The organism is Brachybacterium sp. (assembly GCF_036379615.1).
In the GTDB taxonomy this organism is placed as follows: domain Bacteria; phylum Actinomycetota; class Actinomycetes; order Actinomycetales; family Dermabacteraceae; genus Brachybacterium.
In genome coordinates, this window is the sequence record NZ_DASVGJ010000006.1 from 22870 (window position 1) to 35386 (window position 12517).

The 12517-nt window shown below is 67.1% G+C and carries 11 protein-coding genes and 2 tRNA genes; 1 reads left to right on the forward strand and 12 read right to left on the reverse strand.

Annotated features, from left to right (window positions below; genetic code table 11):
• Positions 1-89 precede the first annotated feature (89 nt).
• The 8 genes from VF289_RS01035 to VF289_RS01070 all read right to left on the reverse strand — a co-directional run bounded on the left by VF289_RS01035 (position 90) and on the right by VF289_RS01070 (position 6312).
• Positions 90-1178: a type I restriction endonuclease gene (locus VF289_RS01035; RefSeq protein ID WP_330880207.1), complete on the reverse strand. Its 1089-nt coding sequence runs from the start codon at positions 1176-1178 to the stop codon at positions 90-92.
• Positions 1179-1519: 341 nt separating this feature from the next.
• Positions 1520-1592: transfer RNA gene (locus tag VF289_RS01040), tRNA-Phe, on the reverse strand.
• A gap of 137 nt (positions 1593-1729) precedes the next feature.
• Positions 1730-2752, reverse strand: a complete 1023-nt coding sequence (locus VF289_RS01045; RefSeq protein ID WP_330880209.1) for an NADP-dependent oxidoreductase — start codon at positions 2750-2752, stop codon at positions 1730-1732.
• A gap of 85 nt (positions 2753-2837) precedes the next feature.
• Positions 2838-2911, reverse strand: a tRNA-Asp gene (locus VF289_RS01050).
• 721 nt (positions 2912-3632) lie between these two features.
• Complete coding sequence (locus VF289_RS01055; protein WP_330880210.1) at positions 3633-3953, reverse strand: hypothetical protein; 321 nt, start codon at positions 3951-3953, stop codon at positions 3633-3635.
• Entirely contained in the window at positions 3950-4825 is an 876-nt protein-coding gene (locus VF289_RS01060) for a hypothetical protein (RefSeq protein ID WP_330880211.1), read from the reverse strand. Before VF289_RS01060 ends, VF289_RS01055 begins: the two co-directional genes overlap by 4 nt.
• Positions 4818-5144, reverse strand: coding sequence for a hypothetical protein (locus VF289_RS01065; RefSeq protein WP_330880213.1), 327 nt, complete (start codon positions 5142-5144; stop codon positions 4818-4820). Before VF289_RS01065 ends, VF289_RS01060 begins: the two co-directional genes overlap by 8 nt.
• Before the next feature lie 37 nt (positions 5145-5181).
• Positions 5182-6312 (reverse strand): peptidoglycan-binding domain-containing protein, encoded by a 1131-nt coding sequence (locus tag VF289_RS01070; RefSeq protein ID WP_330880215.1) that lies wholly within the window; start codon positions 6310-6312, stop codon positions 5182-5184.
• 107 nt (positions 6313-6419) lie between these two features.
• On the opposite strand from VF289_RS01070, the gene VF289_RS01075 reads away from it, so the two are divergent.
• Entirely contained in the window at positions 6420-7232 is an 813-nt protein-coding gene (locus VF289_RS01075; protein ID WP_330880217.1) for a hypothetical protein, read from the forward strand.
• Here the strand turns inward: VF289_RS01075 and VF289_RS01080 are convergent, their stop codons facing one another.
• The 4 genes from VF289_RS01080 to VF289_RS01095 form a co-directional block, all read right to left on the reverse strand.
• The gene (locus VF289_RS01080) at positions 7233-8456 is read right to left on the reverse strand and encodes a DUF1565 domain-containing protein (protein ID WP_330880219.1); all 1224 of its coding nucleotides are present in this window, start codon (positions 8454-8456) and stop codon (positions 7233-7235) included. It lies immediately after the preceding gene.
• Between the two features lie 69 nt (positions 8457-8525).
• Positions 8526-9434: a hypothetical protein gene (locus VF289_RS01085; protein WP_330880221.1), complete on the reverse strand. Its 909-nt coding sequence runs from the start codon at positions 9432-9434 to the stop codon at positions 8526-8528.
• 21 nt (positions 9435-9455) lie between these two features.
• Positions 9456-11333 carry a hypothetical protein gene (locus VF289_RS01090; protein WP_330880223.1) on the reverse strand — a complete coding sequence of 626 codons (1878 nt, stop codon included), beginning with the start codon at positions 11331-11333 and terminating at the stop codon, positions 9456-9458.
• A 417-nt stretch (positions 11334-11750) separates the two neighbouring features.
• Complete coding sequence (locus VF289_RS01095; RefSeq protein WP_330880225.1) at positions 11751-12467, reverse strand: hypothetical protein; 717 nt, start codon at positions 12465-12467, stop codon at positions 11751-11753.
• Positions 12468-12517 lie beyond the last annotated feature (50 nt).

The following is a 12517-nucleotide window of genomic DNA, read 5'->3' on the forward strand; positions in this document are numbered from 1 at the left end:
GGCGTCGATCCGGTGACCTCTTGACGATCAGTCGAACGCTGCAGACCGACGTTCAGCAGGCCGTTGATGCAGATGATCTCCGGAAGGCATCAGGCATAGCGCCGAACCGCGTCGCGGATGGCCTCCGAGTGCTGATAGATCTCGTCGAGCGACTCGATAGCATGGCGGAACTCGGTCTTGGCCTCGTCCAACAGACCGAGGTATTTCTGCTTGGTGTTGAAATGCAGTCGAGCCACGGGCTTGCGGTTGTTGTCGTCGAGCAAGATGGCGAAGTACGACTTCTGATCGCGATGGACGATGCGCTGGGGCTTGACCTCACTGCACGCGATCGCCTTGACGATCTGATACGCCTCGAGCTCTTCGAGCGTTGTCTCGATCTCGGTGTCGCGGTCGAGGTCCTCCGCTGCGACCTTTTGGCTCGAGACTTCATCTGTGCTGTCCGTCTCGGGCGGTGCGATGACACCGGCGCCGAGCGCGGTCTTGAGTCGATCGTTCACCTGTTCGGTGAGGAACTGCTTGGACGCCTTTCGGACGAGCCCGGTGAACTGCTCGCGGACCTTGGCCGTGAACATGCCTTCGTAGACGCGTGTCGTGAAGAACCTGATCCACTCGTCTGAGGGCTCCCGGAACTGCGTGGCGATCTCACGACGCAGTGCTCCGACGTACTTCAGCTCCTCGGCGGCGTTGATGATCGAATCGAGGTCGAAGCTCTCCTTGCTGAGCTTCTGGATCTCAGGGAGGAGCATCTCGTCGATGTCGAGGAGGTCCAAGACCAGGAAGGGCTTGGAGTCCATCTTGTTCGGTGCGTCGAGGTCGGTGTAGAACTGCCAGACGACACCGTTGGTGAGGACCGCGAGACGGGCATTTGTGGTGCCGAAGTATCGGAAGAGCTGGGAGGCGTTCTCGACCTTCAGGGCGCCTAGCGAGGCCTTGCATTCGATGAGGATCTGCACCTCCCCGTCACGGACGATCGCGTAGTCGACCTTCTCGCCCTTCTTGATCCCGACGTCGGCCGTGAACTCCGGGACGACCTCCAGTGGGTCGAAGACGTCGTATCCCAGGATCGTCGCGATGAACGGCATCACGAAGGCGTTCTTGGTCGCTTCTTCAGTGCCGATGGCCGAGGCCTGATTGCGCACCTTCGCCGACAGTGCTTCGAGCCGTTCGCTGAACTCCACCACAGTCCTCCGAGTCTCCAGAAAAGTTGAATGTTTGCCGTCTCAGCCACAGTAACTCTGTAAGGCGACAAATCTGGGGGGATCGTCAAAAATCTAGTGACAAGGAGAGGCGGCGACCCTCATCGAAGAAAGCATGTGGCGAACTCTCTCCGAAGTCTCCGGATGAGGTGGTCGGCTTGCGGCGCCACGGCGAGGACTGCGGCGATATCGGCATGACGCCAGTTGTCGACAATCCGCGACGGCCGCGGGGGCCGGGCGCGCAGGGCTACGTCGCTGCCGGACGATCCCGAAGGCCCCGGGAACGACGAAGCCCCCTGGGTGACCAGGGGGCTTCGTGGCGGTGGCTCCGACCGGCGTCGATCCGGTGACCTTTCGATTTTCAGTCGAACGCTCTACCAACTGAGCTACAGAGCCGTGGTCGCACGGGGCGACCGAGGACAAGGTTAACAGCCCTCAGGGGCTGCTCCCAACTCCGGGCCGCGGGTGAGAGGCACACCACGGCGGGGGACGTGCGCGGCTCGTGCGGGCTCGGACGTGCGAGGCTCGCGGGCTCAGGAGACCTGGACGATCGCCTTGCCGAGATTGCGACCGCGGAGCATTCCCACGAACGCCTCGGGTGCCCGCTGAAGCCCTTCGGTGATGTCCTCCGTGTGCTGCACCCGGCCGGAGGCGAGCCACCCGGTCATGTCCCGCAGGAAGCCCTCGAACATCGTGGGCACGAACTCGCGCTGGATGAAGCCGCGCAGGGTGAGGCTGCGCGACAGCACGGCGCCCAGGAGCTGGCCGCTGCGGTCGGGGCCCTCCGGCAGCGAGGTCGCGTTGTAGTGCGCGGCGAGCCCGCACACCGGCACTCGTGCGAACTCGTTGAGCTGGGGGAGCACCGCATCCCACACCGCGCCGCCGACGTTCTCGAAGTACACGTCGATCCCGTCGGGCGCAGCGGCGGCGAGCCGGCCCGTCAGATCGGGGGCGCGGTGGTCGAGGGCCGTGTCGAAGCCCAGCTCCTCCATCCGGGCGACCTTCGCCTCGCCGCCGGCGATGCCGACCGCCCGGGCACCGTGGATCCGCGCGATCTGACCGACGGCGGAGCCGACGGGCCCGGTCGCCGCGGCGACGGCGACGGTCTCCCCGGGCTGCGGCTTCCCGATCGCGAGCAGGCCCGCATAGGCCGTGAACCCGGGCATGCCGAGCACGCCCAGGGCAGTGGTGACCGGGGCGGCCGACGGGTCCAGTCGGCGCAGACGCTCCGCAGGCTCGACGCTGAACTCCTGCCAGCCGCCGTAGGACAGCACGGTGTCGCCGGGGGAGAAGCCCTCGGCCGCGGACTCCACGACCTCGGAGACCGTGCCGCCCACCATGACGTCCCCGATCTCCATCGGCGCGGCATAGGACCGCGCGTCGTTCATGCGCCCGCGCACGTACGGGTCCAGGGAGAGGTATCGGGTGCGCAGCAGCACCTCGCCGGGACCGGGGGCGGGGACCTCCACGACGTCGTGGGTGAAGTCCTCGGCGACGGGCTCGCCGTGCGGGCGGGCGGCGAGGCGGATGCGGTGGTTGCGCAGGGAGGTGCTCATCCCTCGAGCGTACGTCGCGCCCGAGGCGGGGTGCGGAGGCATGAAGAAGGCCCCGGAACGATGTTCCGGGGCCTTCTCGCAGGGGCGACCCTGACCGGGCTTGAACCGGCGACCTCCGCCGTGACAGGGCGGCACTCTAACCAACTGAGCTACAGGGCCTTGCATGTCTTCGCGGCTTCCCGCTTCGACCTGGATAACTCTACCGGACGTTCTCGGGGCTCTGCGCCACTTTGGCTGTGAGCCGCCTCGCACTTCCGTCTCGCCTGGTCGCAGCCCGAAAGCCGTGTTCCTGACGAGTACCCCCAACGGGATTCGAACCCGGGTTGATCTGAGGGGTTTTGCAGCCGGTGACCTGCGGCAATACTCGGGAACGGCCATCTTAGCGGGTGCAGAGCGTCGGCCCACTGACCAGCACGTTTCCGTACCCTGGCGTGACCGGGCAACAGGTGTCCGGGGTGCGGAGCATGATGTCCCCATGGACCTGATCAAGACCCGTGACGGCTGGGCCTACCCGGACCCCGGACCCTGCCCGTGCGGGGAGTCCGCGGCGATGCACGGGTTCCAGTTCTGCCGGTGCGCCGGCTCGGACAGTGGCGGGCATCCGTCGTGGCGGTGCAAGGCGTGCGACACGGTGCGGACGCTCGGGTGTGTGGGGTTCGTCGAAGTGCCGAACGACTACGGCGGGCGGTCGGGAGCTCCCCGGGCATGACGAAAGCGCCCCCACCCTCCCGGCCGGAGCCAGGGGGTGGGGGCGCTTCATCATCAGCGGATGATCATGATCGTCGGCGGGCGTCGCGGTCAGCGGCGCGGCACTCGGCCGCGCCCTCCTCAGCGGCCCAGTGCGAGCCGTACCGGGCCTCACAGAGCGGGCACTCGAACATCAGGCGTCGCCACTCTGAGACCGCCGCACGTTCTCGGCGAGCGCGCGCTGCTCGGTGTGGACGCCGGTGCCGAGACCGATCGCCTCGAGCACCGGCTGTGCCCACGGTCGGGTGAGCAGCCACTGGACGAGGCCGGTGCCGACGGCCCAGGCGGCCGCGGTGAGGGAGTCGATGATCGGCTGGGACAGAGCGGTGAGGTCGACGCCGAGGACGCGGACCAGCCACGCGAGAGCGACGCCGACGGCGGCGGCCACGAAGGTGCGGACGACTGAGCGCCACGGGTGCGCTTCCTGAGTGGACGGGGCGCGGTGAGTGTTCATGGAGTGACCTCCTCGGTCGGGGTGGGGGTGGGTGCCGGATCGTCCGGCGTGACGAGGCAGGTGCCGCCATCACTGGTGGAGTCGTCGGTGTAGGTGATGGTCCAGCGGCTCGTTTCGGGGTCGCAGGTGGCGGAGTCGATGCCGCGGCCATCGTTGCCGTCCTCGCCCGCGGGGCCGCGGTCACCGGTGGGGCCAGTGGGTCCGGGATCGCCCTTCGGTCCAGCGGGGCCCTGTGGACCGGTGTCACCAGAGGCACCGCGAGGCCCTGTCCCGCCAGGCGCGCCAGCAGAGCCGTCCTCACCAGAGGGCCCAGCCTCACCGGCAGGCCCGGACTCGCCAGGGGAACCGGGCGTACCGTCCTCGCCCGGCGCGCCGTCTGCTCCGTCTCCACCTTCGGGACCGGCCGTGCCTACGGGACCGTCGGCCCCGTCTGCGCCGTCGCTCCCGTCGGCACCATCCGCGCCGGGGCGTCCGGGCGGGCCGGGTGGGCCCTGCGGCCCGGATTTCGCCTGCGCGACCGTCTCCGCTGGGTCCTGCTCCGCGGTCTGTGCCGCCTCGTCACACACGGCCTGCCCGGCCGGATCCTGTTCGATCGCGCCCGACTGGCAGAGCTCCGTGATCGTCCGGGCCTGCTGCTGCCTGTCCTCGGCAACCTCGACCGCTGCCGTATCCGACTCGGACGCGCGGGCCTGCAGTGCATCGATCTCTCGTTCACGCTGCTTGCCCGTCATGTATCCGTAGCCCTGGATCGCGAGGATCGCGAGGACCAGCCCGACCAGGGCGACCCTCCCGATCCACGCGTACACGCCGGCGCGGCGGTACTTCCCGCCCGCCTCCGCGACCATCAGGTCGCCCCGCTCCGTCTCAGACATCAGGCTCCTCCCAGTGGGGTTCCGGCGTGATGCCCGCTGCGAGCAGCTGCCGCTCGTAGGAGCGGAGGGTGGCCCGGGCCGAGAAGTACGCCTCCCGGTACCGTTCCCGCTCCGCCTCGAGCGCGATCCGCTTCTCGGCGGCTTCGGCGTTGTCTTCCGCGTGGTCCTTCTCTTCGGCGGCGAGGCGGTACTCGAGTGCCTTGATCATCTGATCCCGCCTCCGCTGCCGTACCGAGTCGATCCACTTAATAGCCCCGCCCACGACCGCGGACGCGGCGGTGAGGGCGAGGGAGATCGGTCCGAGAGAATCCCAGTCCATGCCATGTCCTCACCACCTGCTCTCAGGTCGTCGGGTGTCAGCCCTTGACGGTCACGTCGAGGAGGCCGGCGACGTCCTCAGCGGACACGGATGCTGCGGCTTCGGCGGCGGCCTGCGCGACCTTCTGGACCTGCGCGTCGGTGAGCCCCTGCGCCTTCCCGGTCTCCTGGACGGCCTTGATGATCGCGGCGCGGGACTGTGCGATGTCGCCGCGGAGGATGTTCCGCTGGTCCCGGATGAAGCTGGCGAACTCGCCGTCGGTGCGCTTGTTCTTGATGCCCGGCTCAAGGGTGCGGGTGAGCTTGTTGATGTCCTCGCGGATGGTCATGACTGCCTTCTCCGTTCCGGGACCGTAGATCCCGTCAGTGGGGGTGATGTGCAGCTCGCGCTGCAGGGTCTGTACTGCTGTGCCGGTCGCGTCGCCGTAGGAGCCGTCGACGCCGTACTTCCCGAGGTCGAGATCGAACCCGGCGAGGACGTGCTGGATCTCCCGCACCTCGGCCTTCGACATCCCCTTGACGCGGGGGGACGTGATCCAGGGCCGCTTCGGGTCCGGCTTCACGGACGGCTGCGGGACACCCGCCCCGCCACCGATCGGGATCGACGCACCGCCAGCGAGACGGAGTAGCCGAGCGACCGGGAACGCGCCCGGGTCCCAGTGGTCGTTCTCCGGCACGTGAGTGTGGCCGCAGATGCCCCGGTACCGGTTCCACTCCGCGTAGGAGAAGCGCTGCGGAGCGGTCGCATAGGCGGCGTTGCTGGTGGGCCAGCGGAGCCCGGTCGCGGTGAGCGGCACCCCATGGGTCTTGCTGATCCACGCCAGGACACGGGCGAGGCCGGCGAGGTCACGGTCGGTCGCGTTCTCGGTGAAGAACAGGCCGTGCTTCCGCGCCCACGACCGATCACACGAGCCGATGAACTCGATCTGGACCACGCCGCCGTTGTTCGTCTCGACCCCGCCGGAACGGTTCACGAGTGCCTTGGCGGAGTAGTCCGTGTTGATGTGCTGCCGGATCGTCCCGTCACGATGGACGGTGAAGTGAGGCGCGCTGCCGCCGCCGTTGTAGCCCGGCCAGCTCGAGCCCTCGGTGGTGTGGAGGACAATCTTCGTGATGGGCCGCTTGTGGCGGTTGCCGGAGAAGGTCTGGACGCGTGACGCGCCCGGCATCCAAGGCATCGTGGTGCTCCGTTCTCCCGCCGTGCGGGCATGAGAAAGGCCCCCGACGTGGATATCGAGGGCCGGGTAGGGGGCTTCGCCCCAGGTAGGATCGGCGGATGCGAGAGAGGCACATCGACCCCGGCGAGCACACCGTCTACAGCTCACTGAGGCAGTTCATGGATGCGGGCGAGTACCCGCCCGGGGTGCTGACCGTCATGCACGGCGGGCTACCGATCGACATCCGGCACGAGCCACTCGGACACGACACGACGACCGTGTTCTTCCACTCCGCACTGTCTCCCCAGTGGTCCGGCTTCCCAGTCTTCACCGGGCTGGGGATCAGCAAGGACCTCCCCACCAACAGGGTATTCATCACGGACCCGTCGCTGTATCTCCACGACAAGCTGATGCTCGGCTGGTATGCCGGGAACCGGAAGCAGCCCCGCCTGCAGTGGGCGATACGTGGAATCCTCAACCGTCTGATCCCGGCTGAGCAGCGCGTGGTGACGTTCGGGGCGTCTGGTGGAGGGTTCGCCGCGCTCTACTACGCGGGGACTCGTGAGGGGGCTGTGGCAGTTCCCGTGAACCCACAGACGAACCTGGCGCGATACCTTCCGGCAGCGGTGGCTCGCTACGCGAAGCTGGCGTGGGCACTTCACGGGGAGGGGGCGCTGAATCAAATGCCTGCCGTCACCGACCTTGCCAGGGTGCACCGAGCACCGGGCCGGCCGGTGTTCTATGTCCAGAATCAGAACGACCCGACGCACATGAAGAACCACTTCACGCCGTTCATGGATGGCCTGTCGGAAGGGCACAGCGTCCATCCAGTTCTTGTCGATGGAGAGCAGGGGCACCGTCCCCCACCGAAGAGCACCATCCGGGCTGTGCTCGCCGCAGCGGTCAATGGGGATGAGCGACCGCCGAGCTGATCACGCCGAGAGCAGAGTGACGCTCTCGATCACCGGTGCCGGGACGTTCCGGTGGAACGACATTTCGATGTCGATTCCCCACCGCCCTGCTAGCGCGGCAAGAGGCTCGACCTTGAGGTCTACGACCCCGCCCGCCCCGGTGTGCACCATTTCAATGGTGCGGCTGCCGAAGTTGTTGTTCGACACCGTTGTCGCACCCGATGTCAGGAACCCGGTGCGACCGATGAATCCGTACATGTTGCGCTCGATGCCTTGCGCTGCCGAGATGGAGGTCTGCCCTCCGTAGCCGACCCGAAAGAACGCGTACCCGTCGTTCGGGGCACGGAACCGCACGCGGATCAGCTGTCCGCTGGTGAGGTTACTGTCCAGACCAGTGTTCGCGGAATTCAGTTGGTAGCGCTTGATGAGGGGGGAATCGTCGCCGTGGCCGAGCGCGGAGACGAGTCCGATCTCGCCCGGTGTTCCGAGCTTCGCGCCCTTGTCGTGAGACAGGATCCCACCCGAGTCTGTCGAGAGCGCAGTGTCTCCTCCGGGCTGGGTGCCGGATGTGGTCAGGATGCCGCCCCAGCGTGCGCCGAGACCGAAAGTGTTGTTGGTGCCGGTGGTGTTGCGGGAGAAGATGCGAGACAGGTAGTTCGATCGCATCCCGTACCGCTTGCCGCCGAAGTCGGAGTCACGGACGATGACCTGTGATCCGTAGTCGGCGAGGAGGCCGATCACGCCCTCGACACCCTTCTCGACACTCGCGTCAGACTCCGACTTCACGTTCAGCACCTCGACCATGGGGGCGCACCGGTAGAACCGGAATGAGGCACCCAGCGCCGTTTTCAGAGTGGTGGTGAGGTTCTGGATCGTCAGGTGTCCGACGACGGTGTCGCACCGGACGGCGCGCACCTTGTGGAGCCCCCGGTCAGTGGATGCGCCCTGGATGACCACCTGTCCGTAGACGATCCGGTGTTCCAGGGCGACGATCTCGTCCCAGGTCCCCGCGCCGATGGTGATCGTGTAGACGTGGCCGGCGCGCACGAGGTCCGGGATCATGGCGAGTGCCTGGCTGATGGTGCGAAATGGTGCGGCTTCCGACCCGTCGGCGTTGTCGTCTCCCGTCACGGAGACCCAGAAGGTGGTGGAGGACGGAGAGACGGAGGGCTCGATGTGTTCGAGCACTGCGGGGGGCAGGAGACCGTCGCTGGTCGCTCCGACTAGCTTGTCGTACGTAGACACAGGCACCCCTTTCGGGCATAAGAAAAGCCGCCCAAGATGGGGCGGCTGGATCTGACAACGGAGGATGGGTCAGGCTGGCTCGCGGTCGTCCGTGATCCATGAAGGGAGCCAGCCGTAGATGCGGCGGGTCTGGTCCGCGCGAGATGGCTCCACCGTTGTGGCGGTCGCGCCGTGTAGGTAGCCGACGTAGCGGAGGTCGTTCTGATAGACCGTGAGGCGGTGGCGTACTGCACCGTTCATCCCCGCCTGACCGGTGTACCCGCCAGTCACATCGACGACGAGGCCGAACTCCCCAATCGTGAAGCCGGCGGGGATGCCGTTGGGCCACAGCCATGCATCGAGCGCACCCGGCACCACGAGCAGCCCGTCGATCCGGCAGTACACGGCCCGGCCGAGGCGTTGCAGGATGATCGATCCCGTGTTGGCAGGGTCGATGATGCCGCCCGTCGGGGTGAATCGGCGCGGGCCTGAGTCATAAGTGGGGCCCGCCGACTGGACCGGGGCGTACAGGCCGGGGACATCAGTCTCGGACAGCTCACCGAACCCGCCACCGTCGCCCTTGCGGGCGACGAGGCCCCACGCGGCAGGATCAGCGCCAGGCTCTCCCGTGGACCCCGCCGTCAGCCGCGCCCACGAATCCCCGCCATGCGTCACCACATCGTTGACCCGGTAGACGACCCCGGACTGCCAAGAGCCGACGTAGGTCATGCCCTCCATGCCCGCGATATCCGCCGCGAGCGCATCGTCGCGTGCGAGCGACGAGGACTCCACAGTCGAGGTGTACGACGTAGCCCCCGCCAGACCAGCATCGACGTACCCCGTCGATGCCTTACCGGCAAGCTCTGCCCCCGTTGCGGCTTCGAGGTCGCTGATCGCCGCAGCAGTCGTCGACCCGAGAACCTGCATCTCTGCGGCACCCGTCTTAATGTTCTCGTCGTTCGCTGGCGCGGTGATGCCCCGGCCCATGTTCGGTGCCACAAAGGCCCCCTTCCGTGATGGTCACCCCAGGGGGGTGTGTCCGAAGTCTGTCCACGTGTCCCCAGCCCGGTCGGCCCCGAAATCAGTCCACGTATCCCCGGCGCGGTCGGCTCCGAAATCGGACCACCTGCGGGCGAGGCTGGTGACCACAGTGGGCAGCAGACCGATTGACTGCGACACGATTCCGGCCGCGAGGTTCACCCGCACCCGGTTGCTGGTCACCACGCCAGTGATGCTGAGCTCGGCCCGGTCGGTCATCACGACCTCCACCTTGTCCCCGACTTGCAGTGCGAGGACGGGCATGATGTCTAGCCCGTCAATCGCTGGTCGCGGCTGGGTGAGCGCCTCGGCGGCATAGTCGGCGGTCTGCCCCGCATAGGCTGCGGACTGGATCCACCAGCCTGCGTCGTGGGTGTAGTCCGGTGCCGCGCTATCGCCTCGAATGGACGATGTCGCGGCGTTCTCATCGAGCACGATCCGCTTCTTGCCGCGCAGGATCGGGAGGTTCTCCCCACGCCTGCGCCGCCACAGCGACATGTCTGTCTCGTACTCATCGGGCAGTTCGAGAGCAGCCTGCTCTCGGGGCTGCAGATTCGTGACAGTGTGCTCGAAGACGTACAGGTCATCATTCACGCGACGCACAGACGGAATGATCGAGTTCGTTACCCGTTCGCCGCCCGTGTCATTGACCGCGATCCCGCCGTACACGGACTTGATGCCCCGGTTGATCACCCAGTAGTTCGACGTGTCAGCCGAGTATCGGACCGGGTCAAGGTCGACGCCGAGCCAAATCTCATCGCTGGGGACGTTGACCAGGATCTCGGCAGTGTCGCCCTCCTCGAGAGTGTCGCCCGAGTTCTGCCACAGGGTCAGGTTCGTGCGCCACCTCATGGTGGACATCGCCGCCCGGTACTTCACGTGCACGCGTCGGCGCACCGATTCGGCACTGTGCGACCAGGACAGTTCCTTGACGTGGTCCGCCCCGATGAGGGTGCCGACGGTGCCGCGTGAGGCGAGGAGTCCACGGTCCCACCACTGCAGCACATCGAGTTCGTCGATCCACCACTGCGCGAACTCCGCATCTGCCTGATCGTTCAGGAGGTCCAGGACGTTGCCGTTGATCTGCGGCGGCAGCCCGGTGAGGGAGTTCCTGCCAGACATGGACGCGTTGATCACCGCGGAAGGCGTCGAGGCGAGAGGCCCCCACTCGGCGGTGGGGTACCCGGCCTGGAACGCTCCTTGCGCGTCCGTCCCGTTGGCCCAGATCTGGGTGACCACGCCCGACAGGTCACCGGACGTGATTGTGGCTGTGCCCGTGCTGACCGTTGACAGGGTGCCGTCCGCGTTGCGGAAGCGCAGCTGCGCGGTCAGGGTCGAGCCCGACCGGGAATACCGGACGGCCACCCGAGTCGCGTTCCCCTTCGTGGCAGACACCAGATCGATCGGTGAGCCTGACGAGGGGTAGTAGCGGGCGTACACGGTGCCAGTCGCGTGACCGATCGCGAGGTCACCCGACCCGACTCGCACCCGGAGGAACGTGGACCCACCGTCCATGGGGACGATCTCCTGCGTGATCTCCATCGGCCGGTTGAACGTCAGATCCAGTCCCGACCAGGAGAACGGGGCGTAGGTCGCGGTCACGTTGTGGACCGCCATGCCGTAGCTGGTCTTGCGCCAGTTCGGGTATGCCTGGCCGGCAGAGTCTGGCTCCTGCTTCACCGACGTGAGGCAGTCACCCCGCTCCGGCCACGTCGACCCTTGGAACGTCACCGACGAGAAGCAATCCGCCGATGGTGCCGGAGTGGCGTACCGGCCCGCCGCGCGCAGCAGGTAATCGGTGATCCATGTGGTGTGCAGGTAGATGTAGCGGTGCGTGTTCGCGTCGACCAGGGACGGCATGATGTCCGACAGGGCAGGGAGCGTGACCATCGTGTCCAGGGCACGGTAGTTGTCTCGCACGCCGAAGCTGATCGTCCTGCTCGTGTCAGTGCCGGACGGGTCCACGACGACGCCTTTGAGCTGCGTCCACTCGGTGCCGGTGCCGTCGGCGAGGATCACCTCGACGCGGGCCTGGGGGCGGGGAGGCCACACCGGATCAGTCCCCCACGGATGGTGAACGCGATCTTCAACGTCGCCGCCCCACGTGGCGGTCACGTCACCTGTCGCGGCAGTGAACCCCCGCCCCGTGGGGAGGCCCGAGGGGATCTCCCGGTCCACAGACACGGTCTGCACGCTCGCGCCAATGTCCCGGCCATCAACCAGGATCCGCCCCGTGATGTCGTAGATGTTCGCTGTGGTGACTCCGCCTACCTGCATTTATCCGACCTCCGTGACTGTGAAGCTCGCGTCTTCGAGCGTGAGGCGGTTGTGGGCGACGATCAGGTCCCGGGACAAGCCGTGCACGACGGTGCGGGGTGCCCCGCGACCCGGTGCGTAGGGCATCAGCGAGCTGGTCAGCGAGACCGCGACGCCTGCCGTCTGCTGCGCCCAGAACTGGAACGTCATCGACGCCGCACCGGGGGGCGGGGTCATCGTGACGTGACGACGGGTGAGGACACTCGTGCCCGGGAACCGAGTCGACTCCGGCGAGATGTACTCCCCTGTCGCTCCGCGCCAGATCACCGAGATCTGGGTGTCGCCGGAGACCGTCCCGCCTCGCATCCACGCCGACACCGTCACCGGGCCACCGCGGGGGATAGGGACGGCATCCAACAGTCCGTCACGCTGAGGGAACGAGACGTTGCTCCCGGACGCAGCGACAGCCTTCACGAACACACCCGACTCGACCTCCACCAGACTCGCGTCCAGACCCGTATGGGTCCCGGGAGCGAACGCCGCATAGGCGGGCGCGAGGATGTTGTGGAGCACCGCATCGTCCGGGTAGTAGACGAACGGGGGCATGGAGTAGTCGGCCAGGTGCTCGAACACAGCCATTTCCCGCGGAGACGCCACACCGATGTCCACCGACCACTCGCGCAGTGCGGACCGCCCCAGGAACGCCTTCCGCCGCGACTGCGTGTCCTCGAACGTCACCGCCCGCCCACCCCCACTAGAGAGGCGAGACGGGCAAGCAACGCTCATCA

Excerpts from the sequence above, each read along its gene's own strand:
- VF289_RS01055 (WP_330880210.1), bottom strand. The coding sequence starts at position 3,953 with ATGAACACTCACCGCGCCCCGTCCACTCAGGAAGCGCACCCGTGGCGC.
- VF289_RS01060 (WP_330880211.1), bottom strand. The coding sequence starts at position 4,825 with ATGTCTGAGACGGAGCGGGGCGACCTGATGGTCGCGGAGGCGGGCGGG.
- VF289_RS01065 (WP_330880213.1), bottom strand. The coding sequence starts at position 5,144 with ATGGACTGGGATTCTCTCGGACCGATCTCCCTCGCCCTCACCGCCGCG.
- VF289_RS01090 (WP_330880223.1), bottom strand. The coding sequence starts at position 11,333 with ATGCCGTCCCTGGTCGACGCGAACACGCACCGCTACATCTACCTGCAC.
- VF289_RS01075 (WP_330880217.1), top strand. The coding sequence starts at position 6,420 with ATGCGAGAGAGGCACATCGACCCCGGCGAGCACACCGTCTACAGCTCA.
- VF289_RS01070 (WP_330880215.1), bottom strand. The coding sequence starts at position 6,312 with ATGCCGGGCGCGTCACGCGTCCAGACCTTCTCCGGCAACCGCCACAAG.
- VF289_RS01045 (WP_330880209.1), bottom strand. The coding sequence starts at position 2,752 with ATGAGCACCTCCCTGCGCAACCACCGCATCCGCCTCGCCGCCCGCCCG.